22 protein-coding genes are annotated in these 24552 nt (G+C 71.2%); 12 read left to right on the top strand and 10 right to left on the bottom strand.

Features of this window, described 5'->3' with window-relative positions:
* Positions 1 to 17 precede the first annotated feature (17 nt).
* The 4 genes from KDK95_RS04275 to KDK95_RS04260 all read left to right on the top strand — a co-directional run bounded on the left by KDK95_RS04275 (position 18) and on the right by KDK95_RS04260 (position 3966).
* Complete coding sequence (locus KDK95_RS04275; protein ID WP_212516661.1) at positions 18 to 1301, top strand: CaiB/BaiF CoA transferase family protein; 1284 nt, start codon at positions 18 to 20, stop codon at positions 1299 to 1301.
* On the top strand, positions 1298 to 2476 hold the full coding sequence (locus tag KDK95_RS04270) for an acyl-CoA dehydrogenase family protein (RefSeq protein WP_212516660.1): 1179 nt from the start codon (positions 1298 to 1300) through the stop codon (positions 2474 to 2476). The genes KDK95_RS04275 and KDK95_RS04270 overlap by 4 nt, the downstream gene beginning before the upstream one ends.
* A 268-nt stretch (positions 2477 to 2744) precedes the next feature.
* The gene (locus KDK95_RS04265) at positions 2745 to 3275 is read left to right on the top strand and encodes a hypothetical protein (protein ID WP_212516659.1); all 531 of its coding nucleotides are present in this window, start codon (positions 2745 to 2747) and stop codon (positions 3273 to 3275) included.
* A gap of 43 nt (positions 3276 to 3318) precedes the next feature.
* Entirely contained in the window at positions 3319 to 3966 is a 648-nt protein-coding gene (locus KDK95_RS04260; RefSeq protein ID WP_249160266.1) for a response regulator transcription factor, read from the top strand.
* Between the two features lie 19 nt (positions 3967 to 3985).
* On the opposite strand, the gene zwf is transcribed toward KDK95_RS04260, so the two are convergent.
* From zwf to KDK95_RS04245, 3 genes are all read right to left on the bottom strand, one after another.
* Complete coding sequence (zwf, locus tag KDK95_RS04255) at positions 3986 to 5362, bottom strand: glucose-6-phosphate dehydrogenase (RefSeq protein ID WP_212516658.1); 1377 nt, start codon at positions 5360 to 5362, stop codon at positions 3986 to 3988.
* A 43-nt stretch (positions 5363 to 5405) separates the two neighbouring features.
* Entirely contained in the window at positions 5406 to 5966 is a 561-nt protein-coding gene (locus tag KDK95_RS04250; RefSeq protein WP_212516657.1) for a gluconokinase, read from the bottom strand.
* An 85-nt stretch (positions 5967 to 6051) separates the two neighbouring features.
* On the bottom strand, positions 6052 to 6642 hold the full coding sequence (locus tag KDK95_RS04245) for a TMEM165/GDT1 family protein (protein ID WP_212516656.1): 591 nt from the start codon (positions 6640 to 6642) through the stop codon (positions 6052 to 6054).
* 378 nt (positions 6643 to 7020) lie between these two features.
* On the opposite strand from KDK95_RS04245, the gene KDK95_RS04240 reads away from it, so the two are divergent.
* Positions 7021 to 8058 (top strand): NAD(P)H-dependent flavin oxidoreductase, encoded by a 1038-nt coding sequence (locus tag KDK95_RS04240; RefSeq protein WP_212516655.1) that lies wholly within the window; start codon positions 7021 to 7023, stop codon positions 8056 to 8058.
* 62 nt (positions 8059 to 8120) lie between these two features.
* Here the strand turns inward: KDK95_RS04240 and KDK95_RS04235 are convergent, their stop codons facing one another.
* Complete coding sequence (locus KDK95_RS04235; RefSeq protein WP_212516654.1) at positions 8121 to 8630, bottom strand: NUDIX hydrolase; 510 nt, start codon at positions 8628 to 8630, stop codon at positions 8121 to 8123.
* Positions 8631 to 8673: 43 nt separating this feature from the next.
* Between KDK95_RS04235 and KDK95_RS04230 the strand changes: the two genes are divergently transcribed.
* Positions 8674 to 9582 carry a hypothetical protein gene (locus KDK95_RS04230; RefSeq protein ID WP_212516653.1) on the top strand — a complete coding sequence of 303 codons (909 nt, stop codon included), beginning with the start codon at positions 8674 to 8676 and terminating at the stop codon, positions 9580 to 9582.
* Here KDK95_RS04230 and KDK95_RS04225 read toward each other — a convergent pair.
* Positions 9566 to 10168 carry an NUDIX hydrolase gene (locus KDK95_RS04225; protein ID WP_212516652.1) on the bottom strand — a complete coding sequence of 201 codons (603 nt, stop codon included), beginning with the start codon at positions 10166 to 10168 and terminating at the stop codon, positions 9566 to 9568. The two genes, KDK95_RS04230 and KDK95_RS04225, sit on opposite strands and share 17 nt — an antisense overlap.
* Before the next feature lie 218 nt (positions 10169 to 10386).
* Here KDK95_RS04225 and KDK95_RS04220 point away from each other — a divergent pair, with 218 nt between their 5' ends.
* From KDK95_RS04220 to KDK95_RS04210, 3 genes are read left to right on the top strand one after another with little or no spacing between them, the layout of a single operon-like run.
* Positions 10387 to 11568 carry a glycosyltransferase family 4 protein gene (locus tag KDK95_RS04220; protein ID WP_307844151.1) on the top strand — a complete coding sequence of 394 codons (1182 nt, stop codon included), beginning with the start codon at positions 10387 to 10389 and terminating at the stop codon, positions 11566 to 11568.
* Complete coding sequence (locus tag KDK95_RS04215; protein WP_212516650.1) at positions 11565 to 12404, top strand: DUF2334 domain-containing protein; 840 nt, start codon at positions 11565 to 11567, stop codon at positions 12402 to 12404. The genes KDK95_RS04220 and KDK95_RS04215 overlap by 4 nt, the downstream gene beginning before the upstream one ends.
* Complete coding sequence (locus KDK95_RS04210) at positions 12401 to 13705, top strand: glycosyltransferase (protein ID WP_212516649.1); 1305 nt, start codon at positions 12401 to 12403, stop codon at positions 13703 to 13705. Before KDK95_RS04215 ends, KDK95_RS04210 begins: the two co-directional genes overlap by 4 nt.
* Here the strand turns inward: KDK95_RS04210 and KDK95_RS04205 are convergent.
* The 5 genes from KDK95_RS04205 to KDK95_RS36705 all read right to left on the bottom strand — a co-directional run bounded on the left by KDK95_RS04205 (position 13679) and on the right by KDK95_RS36705 (position 19630).
* On the bottom strand, positions 13679 to 14722 hold the full coding sequence (locus tag KDK95_RS04205) for a LacI family DNA-binding transcriptional regulator (RefSeq protein WP_372463258.1): 1044 nt from the start codon (positions 14720 to 14722) through the stop codon (positions 13679 to 13681). The two genes, KDK95_RS04210 and KDK95_RS04205, sit on opposite strands and share 27 nt — an antisense overlap.
* A gap of 127 nt (positions 14723 to 14849) precedes the next feature.
* Positions 14850 to 15353, bottom strand: coding sequence for a YbaK/EbsC family protein (locus tag KDK95_RS04200; protein ID WP_212516709.1), 504 nt, complete (start codon positions 15351 to 15353; stop codon positions 14850 to 14852).
* Positions 15354 to 15829: 476 nt separating this feature from the next.
* Positions 15830 to 16591, bottom strand: coding sequence for a phytanoyl-CoA dioxygenase family protein (locus tag KDK95_RS04195; protein ID WP_212516647.1), 762 nt, complete (start codon positions 16589 to 16591; stop codon positions 15830 to 15832).
* Between the two features lie 139 nt (positions 16592 to 16730).
* Positions 16731 to 17432, bottom strand: a complete 702-nt coding sequence (locus KDK95_RS04190; RefSeq protein WP_212516646.1) for a ribonuclease H family protein — start codon at positions 17430 to 17432, stop codon at positions 16731 to 16733.
* A 230-nt stretch (positions 17433 to 17662) separates the two neighbouring features.
* Positions 17663 to 19630 (bottom strand): phosphatase PAP2 family protein, encoded by a 1968-nt coding sequence (locus KDK95_RS36705; protein WP_282971227.1) that lies wholly within the window; start codon positions 19628 to 19630, stop codon positions 17663 to 17665.
* A gap of 270 nt (positions 19631 to 19900) precedes the next feature.
* Between KDK95_RS36705 and KDK95_RS04180 the strand changes: the two genes are divergently transcribed.
* The 3 genes from KDK95_RS04180 to KDK95_RS04170 all read left to right on the top strand — a co-directional run bounded on the left by KDK95_RS04180 (position 19901) and on the right by KDK95_RS04170 (position 24543).
* A complete protein-coding gene (locus tag KDK95_RS04180) occupies positions 19901 to 20992 on the top strand; it encodes a PI-PLC domain-containing protein (RefSeq protein WP_212516645.1) in 1092 nt (363 codons plus the stop codon).
* A complete protein-coding gene (locus KDK95_RS04175; RefSeq protein WP_212516644.1) occupies positions 20985 to 23690 on the top strand; it encodes a GH92 family glycosyl hydrolase in 2706 nt (901 codons plus the stop codon). The genes KDK95_RS04180 and KDK95_RS04175 overlap by 8 nt, the downstream gene beginning before the upstream one ends.
* Before the next feature lie 298 nt (positions 23691 to 23988).
* Positions 23989 to 24543, top strand: coding sequence for a hypothetical protein (locus tag KDK95_RS04170; RefSeq protein ID WP_212516643.1), 555 nt, complete (start codon positions 23989 to 23991; stop codon positions 24541 to 24543).
* Positions 24544 to 24552 lie beyond the last annotated feature (9 nt).

Below are 24552 nucleotides of genomic sequence, written 5' to 3'. Positions count from 1 at the left end.
TCCCTGAGGCTGTGCGAATGGACGATGATCGGTCTCGGTCGCAGCTGCCGTTGTCCGGGATCCTGATCGCCGACTTCGGCCGGGTCCTGGCCGCGCCCTACGCGACGATGCTGCTCGCGGACCTGGGCGCCGAGGTGATCAAGATCGAGCGGCCGGGGGCCGGCGACGACACGCGCGCCTGGGGGCCGCCGTTCGCGGACGGCGAATCAACGTACTTCCTCTCGGTGAACCGCAACAAGCGCTCCTTCGCCGCCGACCTCGAGGACCCGGCCGACCTGGCCGCGGTCCGGGAGCTCGTGCGCCGCGCCGACGTGTTCGTCGAGAACTTCCGCCCCGGCACGCTCAGTCGCCGCGGCCTCGACTACGACGCGGCGCGGGCACTGAACCCGGCCATCGTCTACTGCTCGGTGACCGGCTTCGGCTCGGGCGCGGGCGCGTCGCTGCCGGGCTACGACCTGCTGGTCCAGGCCGTCGGCGGGCTGATGAGCGTGACCGGTCCGGGTCCCGGCCGGCCGGTGAAGACCGGAGTCGCGCTCGTCGACGTGCTCACCGGCCTGCACGCGGCGATCGGCATCCTCGCCGCGCTCCGCCACCGCGAGGCGACCGGCGAGGGCCAGCGCATCGAGGTGAACCTGCTCAGCACGCTGCTGTCCTCGATGGTGAACCAGAGCGCCGGATTCACCGGAGCCGGCGTGGTCCCCGGGATCCTCGGGAACCGGCATCCGTCCATTGCTCCGTACGAGGTATTCGACGCCGCCGACCGGCCGTTCGTTCTCGCGGTGGGCAACGACCGCCAGTTCGCGGCCCTCTGCGACGTCGTCGGCCTGCCCGGCCTCGTCGACGATCCGCGCTACGCCACGAACCCGGCCCGCGTCGCCCACGTGGAGCAGTTGGCGGAACAACTCGGCGCGCGACTGCGCACCCGTTCGGCGGCGGACTGGTTCGAGCGCCTGACGCCGAAGGGTGTGCCGTGCGGTCCGGTCAACGACCTGGCCGGAGCGTTCGCGCTGGCCGAGGACCTGGGCCTGGCCCCGCGCGTCGAGCTCGGCCGGGACGGCGAGCAGGTCGCGCTGGTCGCCAACCCAATCGCCCTGTCCGCCACGCCGCCCGCCTACCGTTCGCGGCCGCCGCGCCTCGGCGAACACACCGCCGAACTGCGAGCCTGGCTAGGCGCCGAACTCAAGACCGCCGCCGATGCCGGTACCGGATGCGAACACGCCGCCGACGGCGCAGTCGCAGTCGAGCCCTCAGCCGTAGCCGCAATCGATCCCTCAGCCGACGCCCCGAAGGAGCGGACATGACACCGACGTCACCCCTCAACGATCCCTTTGACCTGCTGGACATCTCCTCGCAGGTCGGCGAGGAGGAGCGGGACATCCAGGCGACGGTGCGGGCGTTCCTGGACGACCACGTCCGGCCGCACATCGCGGACTGGTTCGAGACGGCGACGTTCCCGCGCGAACTGGTGCCCGAACTCGGCAAGCTGGGCGTGCTCGGCATGCACCTGACCGGCTACGGCTGTGCCGGGACCAGTGCGACCGCGTACGGCCTGGCCTGTCTGGAGCTCGAGGCCGTCGACTCCGGCCTGCGCAGCTTCGTCTCGGTGCAGGGCTCGCTCGCCATGTACTCCATCTGGCGGTACGGCTCCGAGGAGCAGAAGCAGGAGTGGCTGCCCCGGCTCGCCGCGGGCGAGGCGATCGGCTGCTTCGGCCTGACCGAGCCGGACCACGGCTCCGACCCGGCCAACATGAGCACCCGCGCCGTGCGCGACGGGAGCGACTGGATCCTCAACGGCGCCAAGATGTGGATCACCAACGGCGGCGTCGCGGATGTCGCCACGGTCTGGGCGTCGACCGAGGAGGGCATCCGCGGCTTCCTGGTCCCGCGCGGCACGCCCGGCTTCACCACGCACGACATCAAGCAGAAGCTGTCCATGCGCGCCTCGGTGACCTCAGAGCTCTCCTTCGCCGACGTCCGCCTGCCCGACTCCGCGCGCCTGCCGGAGGCCCGCAGCCTCGGCGCTCCGCTCGGCTGCCTGAACGAAGCGCGCTTCGGCATCCTCTTCGGCGCGCTCGGCGCCGGCCGCGACAGCCTCCAGGCCGCGCTGCGCTACGCCGACTCCCGCATCCAGTTCGACCGCCCGATCAGCGGCTTCCAGCTCACCCAGCGCAAACTCGCCGACATGGCCGTCTCGCTGAACACCGGCATGCTGCTCTCGCTGCACCTCGCCAAGCTGAAGGAGGCGGGCCGGATCCGCCCCGAGCAGATCAGCATCGGCAAGCTGAACAACGTCCGCGCGGCCCTCGACGTAGCCCGCGAATGCCGCACCATCCTCGGCGCGAACGGCATCTCCCTCGAGTACGCACCGCTGCGCCACGCGAACAACCTCGAGTCCGTGCTCACCTACGAGGGCACCGAGGAGATCCACACCCTCGTCGTCGGCCAGGCGCTGACCGGCCAGTCCGCGTTCCGCTGAGCCGAACGAAGCGCGGCCGCGCCGCCGGCCGCGCTTCGCCTCCCGCCCGGACCCGTGACCCGCCCACGACCTGACCCCTGACGCCCGACCCGGCTCCGGACTCGACCCCTGGTTTGAGCCGGTACCAGACCGGCCCCGCGGAATCTCATACCGCCCTCTACCTCCGCGCCGACGTGCGAGGACCGGCCCGAATCGTACGTTGAATGCGTCGGCCGGACCGGTCGGCCCGCCTGAACAGGGCGGACGTAGCGTGGAGGGGAAAACCCACATGTCCGGGCTCGAGATTCTCGCCGTCGTCGCGATCATCGGCTGGATCGTCTTCCGGCAGTTGCGCGGCGAGCCGCTGCGCGGCAAGCGCGCGGTGCTGCTGCCGGCGATCCTGACCGTGATCGGCTTCACCGACCTGCACGGCCACGGCGCCGCGCACCTGCAGACCGTCGACGTCGTCGCGATCACGATCGGCACCGCCGGTTCCGCGCTGATCGGCCTCGCCTTCGGCGCGATCACCCGCCTCGAAGAGCGCGGCGGCTACCTCTGGGCGCAGCTGCCGGTGTACGGCGTCTGGCTCTGGCTCGGCCTGTTCGCGTGGCGCGGCGTCGCGTTCGTGATCGCCGACGGCATGCACGCCCACGTCGCCGCCTCCTCCGCGACGCTGCTGTTCGGCCTCGGCGTGAACCGTCTGGCGCAGGCCGCAGTGATCGTGCCGCGGGCGATGGCGATGGGCGTGCCCTTCGCGCCGGAGAAGGACGGCAACGTCTTCATGGCCGGCGCCTTCGACCGCGGCCGCTCGCGGTACTGAGGGCGACGAGGGTACTCCAGGGGCTGAGGGTACGGAGTCTTCGATGCTGCGCATCATCGTGGCCGACGATCAGACCAGCGTGCGCGAGGGCCTGGCCGTACTGCTGGGCGGGCTGCCCGAGATCGACGTCGCGGCGGCCGCCGCGGACGGCGAGCAGGTCCTCGCCCTCGTCGCCGAGCACCGTCCGGACGCCGTCCTCCTCGACTTGCACATGCCGGTCCTCAACGGCATCGAGACCACCCGACGCCTCCGCACCCTTCACCCGCACGTCGCAATCGTCGTACTGACCACGTACCTCGAAGACGCCTTCGTCCTCGACGCCCTCCGCGCCGGCGCCCGCAGCTACCTGACGAAGGACGCCGACCGCAAGGACATCGCCAACGCACTCCACGCGGCGACGCAGGGCCTGGCAGTTCTCGACCCGCGAGTCCGGACGACGTTGATGAGGGCGGCTGCGGCGCCTGCCCCTGCCGCCCCGGCGGCCGCACCGCCGCTGCCGGACGGTCTGACGCAGCGTGAGGCGGAGATCCTGCAGCTGATCGCGCAGGGCCTGACGAACCCGGAGATCGCCGCGAGGTTGTTCCTCAGCGGCCACACGATCAAGACACACGTGAACCGGATCTTCGCGAAGACTGCCTCCAAAGACCGTGCAGCGGCTGTGGGGTATGCGCAGCGCAACGGGCTGGGATGACGCGTGTGGACCCCTGCCCTTACACCACCGGATCGATCCACCCGCCGAAGTCGGCCGTCAGTTCGTGGGCCTGGGGCGGGCCCCAGGTGCCGGGGAGGTATTCGTGGACGGGCACGCCGCCGGTGAGGATCGGGTCGACCACGCGCCAGGCGGCTTCGACGGTCTCCTGGCGGGCGAAGAGCCAATGCTCGCCGGTGAGGGCGGCCGCGATGAGGCGGTCGTAGGGGCGCACGTCCTGGCCCGGGGACTGGTTGAAGTCCAGCTCCTGGGCCTCCGCCTGCCACTCGGGGCCCGGCTTCTTGCCGGCCACGGTCAGGCCGACCGCGGTGTCCGGCCAGATGCGGAAGCGGAGGCGGTTCTCGGGCGGCGGCTCGGCGAGGCCGAAGGCGTCGTACGGGGGGCGGCGGAACTGGACGGTCACATCGGTGGCGGTGACGGGCATGAGCTTGCCGGCGCGGATCGCGATCGGCACGTCGGCCCAGCGCCAGGAGTCGCAGGCCAGGCGGATCGCGGCGTAGGTCTCCACCTCGGAGTCGGCGGCCACGCCGTCGATGGCGCGGTAGCCCTTGTACTGGCCGAAGACCGTCTCCTTCGGGGTCAGCGGCCGTAGCGACGCGATGACCTGCGACTTCTCCTCGACCCAGGATTCCAGGGTGGTGCCGTGCGGCGGGTCGGCGAGGATCGTGGCGAGCACCTGGAGCATGTGGTTCTGCATGACGTCGCGGATCGCGCCGGTCTGGTCGTAGAAGCGGCCGCGGTCGGCGACGCCGAAGTCCTCGGCCATCGTGATCTGGATGCTCCGCACGAAGGTGCGGTTGAGCATCGGCTCGACGATGGCGTTGGCGAAGCGCGCGAAGTGCACGTTGCCGACCGATTCGAGGCCGAGCCAGTGGTCGACCCGGTAGATCGAGCCCTCCGGGAAGTGCTCGTGCAGCGTGTCGTTGAGCGCGCGGGCGCTGTCGAGGTCGAAGCCGAAGGGCTTCTCGACCATGATCCGGCCGCTCTTCGCGAGCCCGGCCAGGGCCAGCCCGTCGGCGATGCGGCCGAAGAGCGAGGGCGGAACCTCCAAGTAGAACAGCGCGCGCGAGCCGGACTGCATCTCGGCGGCGACGGCGGCGTACGTGTTCTGATCGTTGAGGTCGCCGTCCACGTAGCGAAGCAGGCCGAGCATGCGCCGCGCGGCCGGGGAGCCGGGGTCGATGTCGTTGTGCCGCAGCGAGGCGACCGCGTACTCGCGGAAGCGGTCCAGGTTCCAGCCCGTATTCGACACGCCGATCACGGGCACGTCGAGCACGTCCCGCTCCACGAGCCCGACCAGCGCGGGGAAGGTCTCGAGCTTGGCGAGGTCGCCGGTCGCGCCGAAGACTACGAGGCAGTCCATCCGATTGTCGGGCATCGCGTGCTCGCTCTCCCCGGGCGCCGGTCCCGGTCGGTGTCGATCAGTCTCGGTTCAGCCTGGCGGGGCGCTGCGCGCCGTCGCTCTCCGGGCTCCGCCGCGCGGGTGACGCCAGGTAGTCCTCGAAGGCCTCGACCTTGTCGGCCAGATCGCGCAGCGCGTCGACGACTATCCCGGGCTCGCCGCGCTGCAAGGGCTCGTAGTCGCAGAACTGGCTCTCCACGAGCGCGGCGGGCATGAAGTGGTCGACGCGCGCGGTCACTCTTTCCAGGGCGTCGTCCGGGTCGAGCGAGAGCTGCAGGAAGCGGACCGTCGGCGCGGCGGCGAACAGCGCGTCGCGGTACTTGCGTTTGAGCGCGGAGCAGGCGACGACGCCGCCGTCGGCCGCCGCCATCTCGCCGATCCGGGCGGCGAGGGAGGCGAGCCACGGGAGCCGGTCCTCGTCGTCGAGGGGCTTACCCTCGGTCATCTTCGCGATGTTCGCGGCGGTGTGCAGGTCGTCCCCGTCGAGGAACGGCACGGACAGGGCCTCGGCGAGTGCTCGCCCGACCGTGCTCTTGCCGCTCCCGGAGACGCCGATGACGATCACGACCAGCGCGCCCATGCGAGCCTCCGTGCCTCTGCGTGCCTTTCGGGCCGACGCGGACCGACGTGTGCGTCGGCTTCGGTCGACGGGTTCCCTCCCGAGCCTAGCCCCGGATCGCGCTGTAGAGGCTGAACCCGGCGAGAACGAGCATGATCGCTGCGGCGATACGGGTGACGACCGCCAGCGGCACGACCCGGAGCAGGCTGCGCCCGCCGACGATCGCGAGCCCGGCGACGGCCCACAGGCCGAGCACCGCGCCGATGGCGACCGAGGGCAGGAAGTCGTGGTAGCGCGCGGCCAGGTTGGCGGTGAGGATCTGGGTGAGGTCGCCGAACTCCGCGACCAGGATCACCAGGAACGCCGTCGAGGAGACGCGGAGGAACGTCGGCTCGGTGCCCTCCTTGATGTCCAGGTCCTCTTCCTCCTCCTCGTGCCGGCCGCGCAGCAGCAGGACCGCGCCGATGATGAACAGGCCGGCGACCACGGCTTCGAGCGCGCGGTGCGGCAGCAATGCGAGGAGCCGTCCTGCCACGATGGCGAGGGCCACATGTACGACGAAGGCGGCGGCGGCACCGACGAACACGTATATCGGCCGGTAGCGCGTGCCGAGGACGAGACTGGCCAGCGCGGTCTTGTCGGGGAGTTCGGCGAGGAAGACCAGGACGAACACTGTGCCGATGACGAGGAGGCTCACGGGCTCGGATCACCCTTCGGACGGGCCGCCCCGAAGGCCTCGGATTTCCGGGGAGCTTCGGCAACGGCAGCGGACATGGCTGCTTGCCGAAGGTCTCGCCCAGCGCCCGATTCCTCGGTCGCCCCGAGTGCCGGGCCGAGGACCGTGGTCCGCAAGGCCAGTATGTCGACATCCCGGCGACGGGCTACTCCCCTTCGCTTGGCCTCATGGTAGCAGTCCCGCCCCAAGATCCGGGCCCGTTCGCCGACCCGTCGATCAGCTCTGAGATCACCCGGGCCGCCGCGGGACCGACCGCCGAGAGGCCGCCGACAGCCCGCCGACAGCCGGCGGCCGAACGCGGCCGGGTAGGCTGAGGCCGAGCCGACGAAAGGAAACCTGATGCCCTTCCAGCTCGCTGACCTGCGATTCCGTATCGTCCAGGCCCCGATGGCTGGGGGGCCGACGACCCCGGAGCTCGCCGCGGCGGTCGGCTGGGCCGGCGGCCTCGGCTTCCTCGCGGCCGGCTATCTGACGCCCGAGGCCGTGCGCGCGCAGATCGAGCAGGTGCGGAAGCTGGCGGGCGACGGGGCGCTGTTCGGCGTGAACGTGTTCGTTCCGCAGCCGGTCGCGCAGCCGTACGCGGTCGCGGCGTACCGCGAGGCGCTGCTCCCCGAGGCGGCCGCGGCCGGGGTCCACCTGCCCGAGCCCGACTTCGCGGACACCGACTTCTGGGCCGAGAAGGTCCATCTGCTCATGGCGGAGCCGGTGCCCGTCGTCTCCTTCACCTTCGGGCTGCCCACGTCGGATGTCCTGGCGCGGCTCAGGAGCGTGGGTACGTACACGATCGGCACGGTCACCAATGCGGACGAGGCGCGGCTGGCCGTCGCGACCGGGGTCGACGCGCTCTGCGTCCAGGGCACGGAGGCGGGCGGCCACCGCGGAGTCTTCGACCCCTGCGCCCTGCCGCCGGCCACGCCGCTGACCGTGCTGCTCCAGGAAGTGCGCAAGGTGGCTCCGCGGACCCCGATCATCGCGGCCGGCGGCATCTCCACGTCCGCCGAAGTCGCCGTCCTGCTCGGCGGCGTGGCCGACGCCGTCCAGCTCGGCACCGCGTTCCTGCGCGCGCACGAAGCGGCCACCAACCCGGTCTACCGCGACGCGCTCGTGGACCGGGCGTACGCGCAGACCGCGGTCACGCGCGCGTTCTCCGGCCGCTGGGCCCGCGCCCTGCGTACGCCGTTCATCGACCGGCACGCCGCCGACGCCCCCGCCGCGTACCCGGCCGTGAACCAGGTGACCAAGCCGCTGCGGGCGGCGGCCGCGGCCCGGCGCGACCCGAGCGGCATGAGCCTCTACGCGGGCACGGGCCACCGGCACGCACTGGCCGCGCCCGCGGCCCAGATCATGGAGCGGCTTACCGCGGATCTCCCGGTGTAGTCGGCGGATTCGGCCGACGAGGCGGGCTAAGCGGACGCGGCGCCCCGGGCGCACTCGGTGCGCTACGCGAATTCGGCGCGCTCCACGGACTCGGCGGGCTCGGTCTGCTGTGTGTCCACCAGTCGGCCGAGGAGCTCGGCCAGCTCCTCCGGGAAGTACGTCACCGAACTGGCCGCCAGCTCGTCGGCGCTCCACCAGCGGTGGCCGAGGTGGGTGCGCTGCTCCATCTCGTCGAATCCGGTGGTCGTGATGTCGCTCGCCGAGGTGCGCAGCGCGAAGAAGTGGTTGTGCTGGTGCAGCGCGACGCCGTCGAAGGAGAACTCGACGTAGTCCTGGTAGACCTGCTCGCCGAGATCGTCCGGGGCGACAGTGAGTCCGGTCTCCTCGAACAGTTCCCGGGCGGCGGCCTCCCGGGGCGTCTCATCGGGCTCTACGCCGCCTCCGGGGGTGAACCACCACGGCGCGTCCGGCTCGGCGGGATCGAAGCCTTCGAATAGCAGTACGCGGTCCTCGTCGTTGAGCAGGATGACCCGGCCGGCAATGCGGTTCTTCCACACCTTCGCGTCGCTCATGAGGCATCAGTATGCCCGGTCTCGGATGAGTACGATCAGCGTCATGGCTGACCACGACCACGAGCCCCTGCAGGATCTCATTCGCCTGCTTACTCACTCCCTCGGTTCCGAGGACGAGGCGCGCCGGATCGCCGGGGTGGTGGGCACTGCCGATGATCGTGCTGCGGTGGACGACCTGCTGTGCGCGCGGGTGCCGCAGCGCGCGGCGTGGATGGCGCCGCAGGACGGGTACGTGCACGTCATCGATGGCGGCCTGCTGCACACGGCGGAGCCGGTGCCGGGAACCGGGTATTCGACGGGCGCGTACAAGCTCGTCGCGGGGGGCGGCCGGATGTGCGAGTCCCGAGACAAGCAGCTCGGGTGGATCTACGGACCGCTCGACGGGCGCAGGTTGCTGGTCGCGTCGGGGGACGCGGTGAAGTCGGGCGACCTGTTGACGGACGGGCCGTACGACCTCGGCGATCTGCTGATGGCAGCAGGGCTCGACGCTGCGGTGTCGGCGGCGGCAACTCGGCTGACGGAACTGTGCGAGCTCGACTCGCCTGATGCGGTGGAGGTCGTGCGGCCGTTGTTCGACGCCGTGCGGGTGATCAAGCTGCGCGAGGGCGACGAGCCGCTTTCCGGGCTCGACCAGGGCATGCTGTGCACGCGGCGGTACTTCTTCAGCGAGCAGGGGCGCGCCATCGGGCACGCCCTGCGGAACCTGCCGCCCGCGGCGGATACGCGGCTGCGTGCCGCGGCCGGGATCGCGGACGACGTCGGGCGGTTCGAGCTCTTCATGGGCCAGTCGCTGTACGAGGTCGCCGACGCGGCCGGGCTGACGATCCGGCTGGCCGTCGGCCGGCCGACGTACCTGGGCGTCGCGAGCGCGATCCGGTTGGCGGAGAACGGCGGTGCGGTCACGCCGACGGCGATGCCCACCGAAGCCACGACGGCTACTGCGACTCCTTGAGCAGCTGCAGGAACAGCTGCGCGTGCATGCCGGTCGATGTGCGCTCGATCGCCTCGTCCAGCGTGACCAGGCGGGACGAGAGCTCGTAGTCGTCGACGTCGTTCCAGTCGGCGTCCTCCGCGAGGCCGCCGTGCCTACGCTCGGCCTCGCCGACGAACACGAGCTGCAGGAAGTCGGGGTATGGGCCCTGATTGCCTGGGGGATTCCTCCCGAGGTGGCGCAGCCGCAGCCAGCCGAGCTGGCGCATGCTCTCCGGCTTCAGCAGCCAGCCGGTCTCCTCGTGCACCTCGCGCACGGCGGTGTCGGCGAAGCTCTCCCCCGGGTTGCGCCGGCCGCCCGGCCAGGGGTGGCGGCTCGTCTTGTTCTGGCAGAACACGTACCTGTCGCCGACCCGGACGATGCAGCGGATGGATGAGATGATCTCCAGCGGCAGCCGCGGCGTGGCCTCGGCGCCCGTGTACGCCGTGATGCGCAGCGGCATCTCGCCGTCGAACCAGTCCGTCTCGTGCTCGGCGGCGGGCGTCAGCTCCGCGACGACGCCGGCGAGCGCGGGATGCACGCCGGCGGAACCCTGATCGAGCGTCAAATCCGGCCTCCGGGACCAGCTGTCGGGCCCGCACCCCGAGTTCGCCGAAAGGACCGCGACCGTACTCCTTCATGGCGGTTTAAGGTTGCCCGAGGTCATCCTGTGGACGCCCCCGACGTGCGACGAGACCGAGACGTCACTTGCAGTTTGCCGAACTCTCGCGGAGCCGAGGCCGGGGATGCATCCAAACTGCGCACGATGAAGGTGTGCGGGTAGCAGTGGTGACTGAATCCTTCCTGCCCCGGGTGAACGGGGTCACGAACTCGGTCTGCCGGGTGCTGGAGCACCTGGAGCGGCGGGGTCATGAGGCATTGATCATAGCGCCGGGACCGGGTCCCGAGGCGTACGCGGGATTCCCGGTGACGGTGGTCCCCGGGGTCGGGCTTCCGGGCTACAACTCCTTCGTGCTCGGCCTGCCGACGAAGGCGGTGGAGCGGCGGCTGCGCGAGTTCGCGCCGGACGTCGTGCACCTGGCCTCGCCGGTCGCGCTCGGCGCCGCGGGGGCGCGGGCCGCGCGGAAGATGGGCGTGCCGAGCGTCGCGGTGTTCCAGACGGACCTGGCCGGCTTCGCCCGGCGCTACGGGTTCCGCGGGACAGACAAGACGATCTGGTCCTGGCTGCGGCACGTGCACCGGCAGGCCGCGCGCACGCTGGTGCCCTCGTCGGCCACGTACAAGCAGCTGGACGAGCGCGGCTTCCCCGGCCTGGCGATGTGGCGGCGCGGCGTGGACGCGGAGCGCTTCCAGCCCTCGCGCCGCAGCGAGGCGCTGCGGCGGGAGCTCGCGCCGAACGGCGAGGTGCTGGTCGGCTTCGTCGGCCGGCTGGCCTCGGAGAAGCGGGTCGAGCTGCTGGCGTGCCTGGCCGACGTGCCGAACGTGAAGCTGGTCGTGGTCGGCGAGGGGCCGGCCGAGAAGAAGCTGCGCTCGATGCTGCCGGACGCCGCGTTCCTCGGCTTCCTGGACGGGCAGCGGCTCGCCGAGGCGTATGCGAGCCTCGACGTCTTCGTGCACACGGGCCCTGACGAGACGTTCTGCCAGGCGGTGCAGGAGGCGATGGCCTCCGGGCTGCCGGTGGTCGCTCCGGCCGCGGGCGGACCGGTGGACCTGGTCACGCCCGAGGAGACCGGCCTGCTGTTCGAGCCCAACGACATGGACGCGCTGCGGGCCTGCGTGGTGCGCCTCGCCGAGGACGCGGAGCTGCGCACCCGGTGGGGTGCGGCGAGCCGGCTCTCGGTCGAGCACCGCAGCTGGACCGCGGTGGGCGACGAACTGCTGCGGCACTACGCCGAGGTGTGCCGCGAGCACGCCCCGCGCAGCGGCCCGCAGCTGCCGGTCCCCGCGGCCCGGCTCGCCCGGGTCTACGAGTTCGGCGGCGACGGCCAGAAGGCGGCCGCCGCGTGACCGCCGGTCCGGAACCCAGCGGCAGACCCGGCGCGCCGCGAGGCGGCGCGCCGCTGATGGTGTCGATCCACGACATCGCCCCGGGCACGGCGGCGCAGACCGCGCGCTGGCTCGACGCCCTCGACGCGCGCGGCATCCCGGCGACGCTGCTGCTCGTGCCCGGACCGTGGCGCGGGCCGAGCCTGGTCTCGGACGGGCGGCTGGCCGAGGACATGCTCGAGGCGCAGGACCGCGGGCACGAGCTGGCCCTGCACGGCTTCTACCATGTCGCCACGCACGGCTCGGGCCCGCTCTGGCGCCGCGGCGTGGCCCAGCTGATGGCGCGCGGCGCGGCCGAGTTCGCCACCCTCTCCGAGGGCGAGGCCCGCGCGCGGATCAAGGCAGGACTCGAAGAGCTGGCGGACGTCGGCGTCGATCCGGTCGGCTTCCACCCGCCGGGCTGGCTGGTCAACCCCGAGTCGGTCAGCGCGCTGCGTCGCAGTGGCCTGCGGTACTACTCGACCCACCTGGGTGTGCACTCCTTCGCCGGGGCCGGCGGCGCGACCGCCGAGCTGCGGCTCGCCGCCCCCGCCCTCTCCCACCGGCCTGGCGGATTCGGCGAGCGGATCGGCGTGCGGCTGATGACCGAGACGGCGCGGCGGTTCTCGCGCGACGGACGCGCCTTCCGGATCGCGCTGCACCCCGACGACCTCGCCCGGCCCGGCCTGCGCGCCGCGACGCTCGACGCGATCGACGAGGCCCTGGCGCTCGGCGCGCGCCCCACGACGTACGCCGCCGCGCTCGGCCTGCCGCGTACCGCGCGGGACCTGCAGGCGCCGACCCGGGCCACGACGTGAGGATCGTCCAACTCGCGAACGCCTACAGCTCCACCTCGGGCGGCCTGCGCACCGCGGTGGACCGGCTCGGGCACGGCTACGCGGCGGCGGGGCACGAGCGGGTGCTGGTCGTGCCGGGCCGCGAATGGGCCGTGCGGCACACCCCGGCCGGAATGACGGTCACCGTGCCGAGCACGAAGGTCGGCAACGGCTACCGGCTGATCCTGCGGACCGGCGTGGTCGAGCGGCTGCTGGAGCGGCTGCGGCCGGACGTCATCGAGGTCTCGGACAAGTACACGCTGACGGCCGTCGCGGGCTGGGCGGAGCGCAACGGCGTCGGAGCCGTGCTCTTCTCGCACGAGCGCCTGGACGCGATCATTCCCGCACACATGCCTCGGACCTGCGGCTCCCCGGCGGCGAAGGCCGCGATCCGCGCGTGGAACCAGCGGGTGGCGACGCGCTTCGACGCGGTCGTGGTCACCTCGCAGTTCGCCGAGCACGAATTCACCGGTCTGAAGGTGCGCTCGCTGCGGCGGGTGCCGCTCGGGGTGGACCTGGAGTTGTTCCACCCGCAGGAGGCCGTCGAGCACGAGGGCATCCGCCTCGCGTACGCGGGCAGACTGTCCCAGGAGAAGAACGTAGGCCTTGCGATCGCCGCGGTGAAGGAGCTGGCGCACGCGGGCCACGACGTGCAGCTCGACGTCTATGGAACCGGCACCGCGCAGGCGGAGCTCCACCGCGCGGCGAAGGGCCTGCCGGTGGTCTTCCACGGCCACCTCGCCGACCGCCCGCTGCTCGCCTCCCGGCTGGCCGCGGCGGACGTCGTGCTCGCCCCGTGCCTGGTGGAGACCTTCGGCCTGTCGGTGCTCGAAGCCCTCGCCTGCGGAACGCCGGTGGTCGCCGCGTCCGGCGGCGCGTCGGGCGAGCTGCTCGGCGCGGCCGCGGGAGCCGTGGCCCCGCCGACCGCGCTCGGGATGGCGCAAGGCGTGCTGGAGGTGCTGAGCCGTCCCGAGCCGGAGCGACGTGCCGCGGCCCGGCTCCAGGCGGAGCTCCACCCCTGGTCGCGCTCGGTGGAGGAGATGCTCGACGTGCACGAACACGTCGCGGCCTCGGCGGGCGTCCGCCCGATCACCGCGAAGACCAAGTCGAAGACGAAGGCTGAGCGGGCCGCGAAACCGGAGACCAAAGCTGAGCGGGCCGCGAAGCCGAAGCCCGAGCGGAAGACTAAAACCAAGACCAAGGTGAAGGTGAAGCTCAAGGCCGACGCGGGAACAGGCTCCCTGCGCCGGGAGACGTCACGGAGCCAGGCGCCGGCGGCTTGATTCGCGCACGGCGAGCTCGGGCTGCAGCACGATCTGCTCGTGCACGTGCTCCTCGGCGTCTTCCTCGGCCATCGTCTCCCTGACCAGCATCTCGGCGGCGAGTCGGCCCATCTCGACCGCGGGCTGGCGCACCGAGGTCAGCGGCACCGCGGCGGCCGCGGCGAATTCGATGTCGTCGTAGCCGACGAGCGCGATCTCCTCCGGCACCTTGATCCCGACCGCGAACAGCGCCTGCAGCACGCCCAGCGCCAGCATGTCGTTCGCGCAGAAGACCGCCGTGGGCCGTTTGCGCAGGCCGAGCAGGGACGCGACGGCGTCGGCGCCCGGGGACACGTCGAGCCGGTCGGTCGAGATCTCGCGCATCGTCTCCGGCGGCAGGCCGGCCGCCGCGACGGCCCGGCACGCGCCGGCCCAGCGGTCGCGGATCTGCGGTCGGTCGTGCCCGAGGCCGCTGACGAAGGCGATGGACCGGTGCCCCTGGTCGATCAGGTGCGCGACGGCCATCTCGCCGCCGATCACGTCGTCGACCGACACCGAGCAGGCGCCCCGGCCGTCCCCGTCCTCGACGACCGCGTCCACGACGACGTACGGGATCTGATGCCGGCGCAGCAGCGAGAGGTCGCGGCCGGTCGCGTCGGCGGGCGTGACCAGGACCCCGCGCACCCGCTGCTCGACGAACATCGACAGGTACTCGGCCTCCTCGTCCGGCGAGCTGTCGCTGTTGCAGACCATCACGCCGAGCCCGGCCGCGCGGGCCGTGCGCTCGGCGCCGCGTGCCACGTCGACGAAGAAGGGGTTGCCCATGTCGAGCACCAGCAGCCCCATGATCCGGCTGGCCCCCGCCCGCAGCTGACGCGCGGACTCGCTGCGCACGTAGCCGAGCCGGGCGATCACCTCCTGGACCCGCTCGCGCGTCGCCCTGGCCACCGTCTCCGGCCGGTTGATCACGTTGGAGACCGTGCCGACGGAGACGCCGGCCTGCTGGGCCACGTCCTTGATCCCCACCGTCCGCCTGATCACTCCCGCACCCGCCAGTCGCTCTTTGAAATGTTTCATCCGGAGATGTGGCCCATCATAGGCGGACGCCGCGACACCGGCGCGTGTCAGGACCCTCCAGAGGTCCGCCACTGACCTTCGTCTCAGGTCAGTCCACGGCGACCACGGTGCCGCCGGTAGCGGCGACGAGCTGCGCGAAGCTCGTGGGGAACACGGTCCGGTGGTGACCGGCGGCGGCCCAGATCACGTCGTACGCGGCAAGAGCCTCGTCGACGAGCGTTCGCACCGGCGCAGGATGCCCGAAGGGCGCCACGCCGCCGATGGCCTGGCCGGTGGCCGCACGCACGAACTCAGCCGAAGCACGGCGGATCGAGCCCACACCGATGCGCCCGGCCAACGCGCCGGTCTCGACCCGGTGCGCGCCACTGGTGAGCACGAGGAGCGGAACACCATCGGCCTCGAACACCAAGCTGTTCGCGATGGCCCCGACCGGGCAGCCGAGCTGCTCGGCAGCGGCGGCCGCCGTCGGCGCCGTAGAGGACAGGACCCGAACGTCATCGGCGATCCCCGCGGCACGCATGGCCTCGCGCACCAGACGGACGCCGGCGCGTTCCCGGATCGCGCTGTCCGTCTCTTCCGGCGTCTCCGTCATGGCGAGAAAGTCTAGATCGACGGACCCGCGACTCTCCAGCGGATTCACTCCCCGGGTCGGCTCGACTCGATAGCGTGCCCGCAGGTGAACACGGCCCAGGAACGCCCTCCGAAGCACTCGATCCCCCGAAACGAGCCGGGGTCGCTGTTTCCCGGGCAGGCTGGGCATATCACGTCCTCGTCATACGCGCCCCACCACGTTTCGTCGAAGGCGATACCGCTCGTCTCGGTCCATGCCGGCGGCGCCTGCAGGGGCATCGGCTCACTGTTCATCCTGCTCGTCTCCTCGGCTCGCTCCGACCCCAGTTCATCGTCGGCTGCAATCGACCGATCAGCACGTAAGCGCATCCGTCCAGGTGACAGACACGCGGGGCGCGCGATACCGGCGGGTCGTGGTCAGGCGCAGCGGTCGGGGTCTCGGGGCCGTCGCGGCGGCGCCACGGTCCTGGCTGCTGGTGCCACGGTCCTGACTGCTGTTCAGCGGCGGAGACCGAGCCGGATCGCCCGCTCCACCGGCGAATCGCCGTCCACGGAGTACGGCGTCGGACCTGGGTCGAGGGGCGGCTGCGCCAGGAAGCGGGGACGGGTGCCACGGTGCGGCTGGGCCGCGTGCACGAGGAACGGGTGGCAGAGGTAGACATCGCCCGGGCGGCCGGTGGCCAGGGCAACCGGCAGGTCCTGCGTGGCCGCGGCGGCTCGCTGCGAGATCTCTCTCATGGGCAGCCCCGCCTCGCCCGCCGACTCGAGCAGCCGGGGCACGGCGAGGTGCGAGCCGACCCGGATCCTGGTCGGCGCGTCGTTCTCGCCCACCTCGGAGAACAGGAACAGCATGAGCAGCGCCCGCCCGCGCGACGTCAGATTCACCCGCCAACTCATGGGGTCCAGGGGATCGTCGCTCGGGTCATCACCTGCGAAGCTCGCGTCGATGTGCCAGCCGTCGTCGCCGGGTGGCTCCGCACTGGGGAACCGGATCGGAAACGTGCCGAGGCCGGTGCGCGGGCTCCAACGGCCGGGACCGGCGAGGTCGTCGTAGGCCCTGAGGAGCGCGGGTGTGTTCGGCGCCTCCTCGAACGGGCCGCCGCCGTATCCGCTGAGCCTGATCACCGGCTTGGTCCACGTCGACGGATCGTCGGGGTCGCAACCCGTTTCACGCCACAGGCTCGCCCGGGCCGCTGCCGCCGTCTCCTCCGAAAAGGCCTGCTCGATCTTGACGAAGCCGTCGGCGGCGAAGTCGGTCATGGTCGGGATTCTGATCGGAATACGGCGCGGAATCCACCGAGATTCGCGGCCTCGAACCTGTAGCTGCGGAGACGAAGCCACAACCCGCGAACATCGCGCGACGCCCTCTCGCGAGGCTAGTGACTTCAGCCCTCGCTCCTCAGCGGCCGGCGCACTCCACGTGCCCCCAGCCGCTGGCGCCCTTGGCGATCTGCTCGCCGGCCGCGTAGCGCTTGCCGCAGCTGCAGGTGCCGGGGTACTTCGCGGCGAGGGTGCGCGGCGCGCCGTTCCCGGCCGAGGAGGCCTTGGCGGTCTTCGCGCCCGACGCCGTCTTCGCCGCCTTCGGGACGGCGGTGACGGCCGGGACCGAGAGCCGCAGCGCTTCCTCCGGCGTCAGCACTCCCCCGGCCCGCTTCTGACTGACGGCGCAGGCGCTGGCCGCCTCGTCGACCAGGGCGTTGAGGGGGTCGCCGCCGGACTGGTGGGCGGGGACGTAGACGAACTTCACGTCGCGGCCGGCGAGCAGGGCGTCGATGCGTACGACGAGGTCGCGGTTGGCCACGGGGGTGCCGCCGGCGGTCTTCCAGCCGCGCTTGCGCCAGCCGGGAAGCCACGTGGTCACGGCGTTCATCGCGTATTGCGAATCCATCCGGACTTCCAGCGGCGTCTTCGGGTCGACCGCGGAGAGCAGCTGCTCCAGGGCGGTGAGCTCGGCGATGTTGTTCGTCGCGATGCCGAGTCCGCCGGCCTCCCAGCGGCCGGGGCTGCCGTCCGGCTCCCGGGCGATGGCCCATGCCCACGCGGCGGGTCCGGGGTTTCCCTTGCAGGCGCCGTCGCAGGCGGCGAGAACTCGGTCGATCATTAGTCCATCATGCCAGCTCCGCCTCCGCGGACAGGCCGGTTCCGGCTCGACCTCGCCGCGCATCGCGATTCCGTCGCGCCCGGAAACTGGAGGCCGATCGGCCTGCGTGTGCGCGCTGAGGGCTGGCAGCGGCCGATACCGTGAGGGCAAACGGCTTTCTCGCCGTGCGAGCCCTCAGCGCGCAGTGATTTCGCCGCCTCCGATCAACCGCCTCGGAGCCGACTCGGAGACTAGGCGAAGCGGATGGCGATACCGTCGCGGGTCTGGACCGGGACGGCCTGGACGCCCGCGATGTTCACGGTCACGGAGTCGAACCAGCCGCGCACGTTGCGGGCCTCGATGACCGGGACCACGGTGCCCTTGCGCGGGGCGCCGGTCAGGGTGAGCGCGAGCGTGCTGCCTGCGGCGAGCTCGACGCGGCCGTCGACGGAGAGGGCCGCTCCGCAGCCGGTGAACCCGCCGCTGCCGTTCCCGTCGGCGCCACCGCTGCCGAGCGCAAGCTGCAGCGTGCCGCCGTCCTGCGTGTAGTCGCCGCGGATCTCGACGCCGCGAGTCGCCGCGTCGGAGGAGACAGCGAGCGTTCCGGCGGACTGGACGGTCACGTCGCCGTTGCCGAGGGCACTGGCCGAGGCGGCGACGATCGTGCCGGCCTCGATCGTGGTGCCGCCGGTGTAGCTGTTCGAGCCGGTCAGGGTGAGCGAGCCGGTGCCCTGCTTCACGAGGCCGCCGCGGCCGGCGATGTCGTTCTTCCAGGAGTCGGCCTTGCTGAAGCCGCCCTGGGCCGCGTCCATCGCGACGGTGACGGTGCTCGCGAAGGCGGCGTAGCCGTCGGCGGCGGCGAACAGGTTGATCCGGCCCCACTCCTCGAAGCCGTCCAGCATGACGTTGCGGTCGTCGATCGCCGTGGTCGCGAGCACGTCGCGGCGCTGGTCGGCGGTCAGGTAGGGCTGGCGGGTCTCGAGCAGCACCTCGGCGCCCTCGGGCACCGTATAGACGCTCGCGGGCTTCTGCGAGCCCTGCGACGGCAGGCCGTAGGTCAGGTGCGGGTAGACGTAGCCCGCGTTGGTCTCGCGGTCGGCGAACAGGTCCTCGTTAAGGCCCTGCGAGTGCGCGTAGGCGAAGAGGGTGTCGGCGGTCGTGCTGGTCTGCGCCTCGAAGTAGGAGAGGGCGTTCGCGCGCGCGGCGGCCTTGACGGACGCGTTCGCGGGGTCGTGCAGGATCGCGGCGGCGAGGGCGGTGGCCAGGATCCGGCCGCCGATCACGTCGTTCGGCGAGTGCATGCCGGCGATGATGCGGGTGTTCGCGCTGTACGCGGCGCAGGCGATCAGCTCCTGGAAGCGCTCGGGGATCGCGTACGCGTAGGCGATGCCCGCCAGGTAGAACGCGTTGGAGTGGCCGCTCGGGAAGCCGCCGTCGCTCGCCGGGGTCAGGCTGCGCTGGAGCAGCAGCTGCGCGCAGACCTCGACGTCGGACTCGTAGACCGGGTAGCCGTACGCGTCCACCGTGCCGGTGTCCACGACCTCGCTGTCCTCGTTCATCCGCCACGGCCGCGGGTACTGGTAGGCGTTCTTCGAGGGGTTGCCCGAGGAGTAGCTGCCGCGCAGGGTCTCCTCGAGCACGACGACCGCGCCGAGCGCCGAGGTGGCCGAGCCGGGGCCGGTGGCCGAGCCGGCCGGGGCACCGGCCGGGACCGCGTCGCTGACCGTGGTGGCCGGGGTGCCGTCGGGGGCGGAGGTGATGCTGGTGACGGCGAGCGAGCCGGCCTTGTAGAGGTCTGCGAGCGGGCCGAGGCCGGTGATCATCGTGTAGCTCTGGTCGCGGCGGTCGAAGATGAACGCCTCCTTGGCCTGCGCCTCGGTGCGCTCCTTGGTGAGTCGGGCGCTGATCCGCATGTTCGCGCGCAGGTAGTCGGCGAGCAGCACGGAGCCGGTGTTCCAGGCGGCGCCGGTCTCCCACGCGACGGCCATGCCGTCGAGGGCGCGCACGGCGGCGTTCGAGGCGGCGGTCAGGTTCGCCGAGACGTTGGTCTGGTAGGACTCGACGAAGGGCAGCCCGGTCACGGTCTCGGCGAGCGAGGTCCCTGTCGCGGCGGCCTTCGCGGAGGCGGCGGCGGGCGTGGCGTAGAACGCGACGGGGGTCGCGGCCGAGACGGCCAGGAATCCACGGCGGCTGAGCTTGCTCGTAGCGAGGGTCATCATCGGCTTTCTGTCGACGGCCGGTTGTCCGTGCGTGTGGTTGCTTCCGACTGGGCAGCATCCGGGGCCCGCGCTGCCGTTCGGAGAACACTGAGCGACTGCTTTGTGAACGCTCTCAGACCTCTTTGACCTGCATCGCTGCAAGCGGGGTTCATGAGAAACCCGCGCGGTACGAATCCCCCGACACGCCCTCGACGGCGGTCCGACGGTGTGTCAGTATGCACCCTGGCTCCCGGCCGAACTCCCCCTTGAAAACCCTCGAGGAGACGACCCATGCCCCTACCCACCCCGATCACCAGGCGCGCGGGCGCGCGGCTGGCCGCCGCGGCGGCGCTGCTGCTGTCCGCCGTCGGCGTCGGAGCGGCGGCCGCCGCTCCCGCGCAGGCGCTCGACTACGGCTCCTACAACCTGTCCGGCGTCACCGGAACGGGCCTGCACAACACCTACAACGACAAGTCCGAGTACACCTACCTGGCGAACGCGCTGGACACCGGCACCTCGCTGGTGGAGCTGGACACCTGGGCCAACGCGCTCAACGGCAAGTGGGACGTGAGCCACAGCGACCCGCTGGCCAGCGACAACAACTGCGTCCAGTCCAGCTCCTACGCCGACGACTACACCGGCGACCGGAACCAGAACCTGGACAGCTGCCTGGACGACATCCGGTACTGGCTGCTGGACCACCCGGCCAGCCACCCGATCATGGTCAAGATCGAGATGAAGAACGGCTTCGGCTCCTGGTCCTCGCAGACCCCGGCCGCGTTCGACACGTACGTCCAGACGCACCTGTCCGGCGTGCTCTACACCCCGAAGGACCTGCTGACCAAGTCCGACGGCACCATGTACCCCACCCTCGACGCGGCCGCGACCGCGGACAACTGGGGCAACTACGCCTCGCTCGAGGGCAAGGCGATCGTGGAGATCATCCCCGGCACCTACGAGCAGGCCACGTCCTCGTCCTCGACGTGGGTGGACCAGGTCTACGCGCAGCACCTGATCGACCTCTACGACGCCGGCACCATCGCGGACGCGGCGGTCTTCCCGTCGGTGCTCGGCGCGCAGACGGGCGACCCGCGGCTGCGCTACAGCAACACCGCGCTGCGGCCGTGGTTCGTCGTCTTCGACCAGGACGCCGGGGCCTTCGTCTCCGACGGCGACACCGAGTGGTACAACACGAACCACTACCTGGCCGTCGTCACCGACGCCTACGACGTGGCCCCGGCGCTCTCCAGCAGCGCCCCGAGCCTCGCGGACGCCGAGGCGCGGGTGGCCGAGCTGGCCGCCGACGGCGCGTCGTACGTGTCGACCGACTGGTACAACTCCCCCGGCGACGGCGTCCTGAGCGAGGTCCTGGCCCGTGGCTGACAGACTCCGGCCCCTTGCCCGCCGCGCGGCGGGCAAGGGGCTGCGGTTCCTGACCGCGGGCGCCCTCGCGACGCTCGCGGTCTCGGCCGCGGCCCCCACCCCCGCCCACGCGGCGACTCTGGTGACCTCGCCGGACTCGCTCGTCAACACCTTCGTCGGCACCGGCTCCAACGCGGACTACAGCGCCGGCAACACCTTCCCCGGCGCGGACGTCCCGCATGGGATGGTCCAGTGGAGCCCGGACACCAGCTCTAGGCCGAACGGGGGAGGGTACGACTACGCGGACTCGGACATCACCGGCTTCAGCCTGACGCACGTCTCAGGCGTCGGATGCGAGGCCGCGGGCGACGTCCCGATCCTGCCGATCACCGGAGCGGTCGGCTCCAGCCCCGGCTCGGACGACGAATCCTTCTCGCACAGCAATGAAACGGCGTCGCCTGGGTATTACTCCGTCGCGCTGGGCAATGGAACGTCCGTCGCACTGACCACGTCCACTCACGCCGGCATCGGCCAGTTCACCTTTCCCGCATCGACGTCAGCGTCCCTGCTGCTGAAGCTGGACAGCCCAGACACCCCCTACGTCTCCTCGACGCTCAGCACCGTGGGCTCCGCCGAGCTGACCGGCTCGGTCACGAGTTCAGGGTTCTGCGAAGCGACGAACGACTTCACCGTCTACTTCGCGATCGAGTTCGGCACGAACTTCACCGCCGAAGGGACGTACGGCAGCACCTCGGCGGGTCCGGGCGGCGCGTACGTCACCTTCGGCACCCCGTCGTCGGCCCTCACGGTCACGGCGCGCGTCGGCGTGTCCTACACCTCGGCCGCCGAGGCGCAGGCGAACCTGGACGCCGAGGTGGCCGGCAAGACGTTCGCGCAGGTCGAGGCGTCCGCGCAGGCGTCCTGGACGGCCGCCCTCGACAAGATCGAAATCGCCGGCGGCACCTCGGCCGAGCAGGCGACGTTCTACACCGCGCTCTACCACTCCGAGCTGTACCCGAGCGTGGTCAGCGACGCGGACGGCTCGTACCGGGGCTACGACGGCGGCGTCCACACCGTCGCCTCAGGGCACTCCGATGAGTACGCGGACTTCTCGAACTGGGATACCTACAGATCGCAAGCCCAGCTCACGGCCCTGATCAATCCAGCGGCGGCGTCCGACATGGCCCAATCGATCGTCGACGACTACACGCAGGGCGGCACCCTCACCAAGTGGGGCATGAACAACGGAGAGACCTACATCATGGTCGGCGACTCCGGGGTGCCCGTGCTGGCCGACTACTACGCGTTCGGCGCGACCGGCTTCGATACGGCGACCGCGCTGTCGGCGATGGAGAAGGAGCAGACCACCGATACGGACGTCACCCCGGGCGTGACGTACCTGGACAGCTTCGGCTATCTGCCCACGAACAGCATCTACGGCTGCTGCCACGAGTACGCGACGGTGTCGACGCAACTGGAGTACGACATCGACGACTTCGCGCTCTCGGCCTTCGCGGGCAGGCTCGGCGACACGGCCGTGCAGGCGAGATTCCAGAACCGCGCGCAGGACTGGGAGAACATCTACAACTCCTCGAGCGGCTACATCCAGCCACGCCACTCGAACGGCCGCTGGATGGACGGGTTCGACGCGAAGCTGATCACCAGCACGTCGTCGAACGACTTCGCCGAGGGCGACGCGTTCACCTACACGCCCGACATCCCGTTCAACATCGCCGGGCTCGCGAGCCTCGAGGGCGGCGACTCGTCGATGGCCGGCTATCTCGACAGCGTGCTGAGCGGCTATCAGGGCCTGGCCAGCGTCGCGGGCACGCAGGCGAACCTGGGCAACGAGCCGAGCATCGAGATCCCGTACGAGTACGACTGGGTCGGCGAGCCGTACAAGACGCAGGGCAACGTGCGCGCGATCGAGGACGAGCTGTGGTCGGATTCGTCCGGGGGAATCCCCGGCAACGACGACCTCGGCGAGATGAGCTCGTGGTACGTGTGGTCGGCGCTGGGCCTTTACCCGGAGACCCCGGGCACCTCGGACCTGGCGATCGGCAGCCCGCTGTTCACGGAGGCGGTCGTCTCGGCGGGTTCCGGCGGCAAGACACTGACGATCAGCGCGGCGAACGCCGCCGACGCCGACCCCTACGTCCAGGGTCTCACGATCAACGGCACGTCCTCGTCCCTGGCGTACCTGCCCGCCGCGGACCTGGAGAGCGGCACGACGCTGAACTTCACCCTCGGTTCGAGCGCCGAGACCTCGTGGGCCTCGGCGTCGGCCGACGCGCCGCCGTCGTACGGCGGCACGGCGGGCACCGGGGTCGCCGAACCCACGGGGGCCATCACCGAGACCGACACCGGCAAGTGCGTCGACGACGCCGGCGCCGGGACCTCGAACGGCACCGCGATCCAGATCTACACGTGCAACGGCACCAACGCGCAGACCTGGACCGTCGCCCCGGACAACACGCTGCAGGTCATGACCGACTGCATGGACGTGACCGGCGGCGCCACGACCGCTGGCACCGCCATCCAGCTGCACACCTGCAACGGCACGGCGGCCGAGCAGTGGGACCGGAACTCGGCCGGCGAGCTCGTGAACCCGGCCTCGGGTCTGTGCCTGACGGACAACAGCAACGGCGCCACCAACAAGACGCAGCTCGAGTTGGAGACGTGCGCCGCCACGGAGGGCCAGATCTGGACCCTGCCGTAACGCCGGAGAAGGTGCGCGGCCCGGTCGTCACCGGGCCGCGCACCCATTCGCCGCGTAGGGCGCCGGCCACGGTCCGAAACCGAATCCGGACGCTGTCGTGACTTCAATTTCCGAGATAGCCATACTGCGCAGTTCGGTCCTTCTGAACTGCGCAGTTCCCTTTGCCTTCCCATCCTGAATTCTTTGCCGCCGCACGGACAGATTCACCTTGGATTGGTGGATTCCCTTGCAGGTAGGGGCTTTCATCGATGCAGGCCACTGATATCGGTGGTCTGATCTTTGAAAGGAATCTACCCACATGTTCCCCGTTTCCCTGCGTCGCCGGACCGCGCTGCTGACCGCGCCGGTCCTGGTCTCGGCTGGCCTGTTCGGCATCTCCGCGTCCGCCGCCCCGGTCGCGCACGCCGACGCCGCCTGCTCGCAGTCCTACCTGCCGCTCCCCGATCCGTCGTGCACCCCGGGCGTGCTGAACCCGGACGTCACGCAGGACACCATCGACTCGACCATCTGCGTGTCCGGCTGGACGAGCACGATACGTCCGTCGACCTCGTACACCAACAAGCTCAAGGCCCAGGGCATCATCGACTACGGCTACACCGACACCGCCATGTCCGACTACGAGGAGGACCACTTCGTCCCCCTCGAACTCGGCGGCAGCCCGACCGACCCGGGCAACCTGTGGCCCGAGCCGCACTACGACACGGACGGCTCCGGCGACACCTCGTATACCAAGGACGGCGTCGAGACCAAGCTCAAGAACGCCGTCTGCAACGGCACGGTGACGCTCGCCGACGCTCAGAACGCCATCATGACCGACTGGACGACGGCGCTCTCCTCGCTCGGCTTGTCGTAGCCGAGACCG

The organism is Actinospica acidithermotolerans, from assembly GCF_018139625.1.
Lineage (GTDB): Bacteria > Actinomycetota > Actinomycetes > Streptomycetales > Catenulisporaceae > Actinospica > Actinospica acidithermotolerans.
This window is presented reverse-complemented; position numbering and strand designations above follow the sequence as displayed.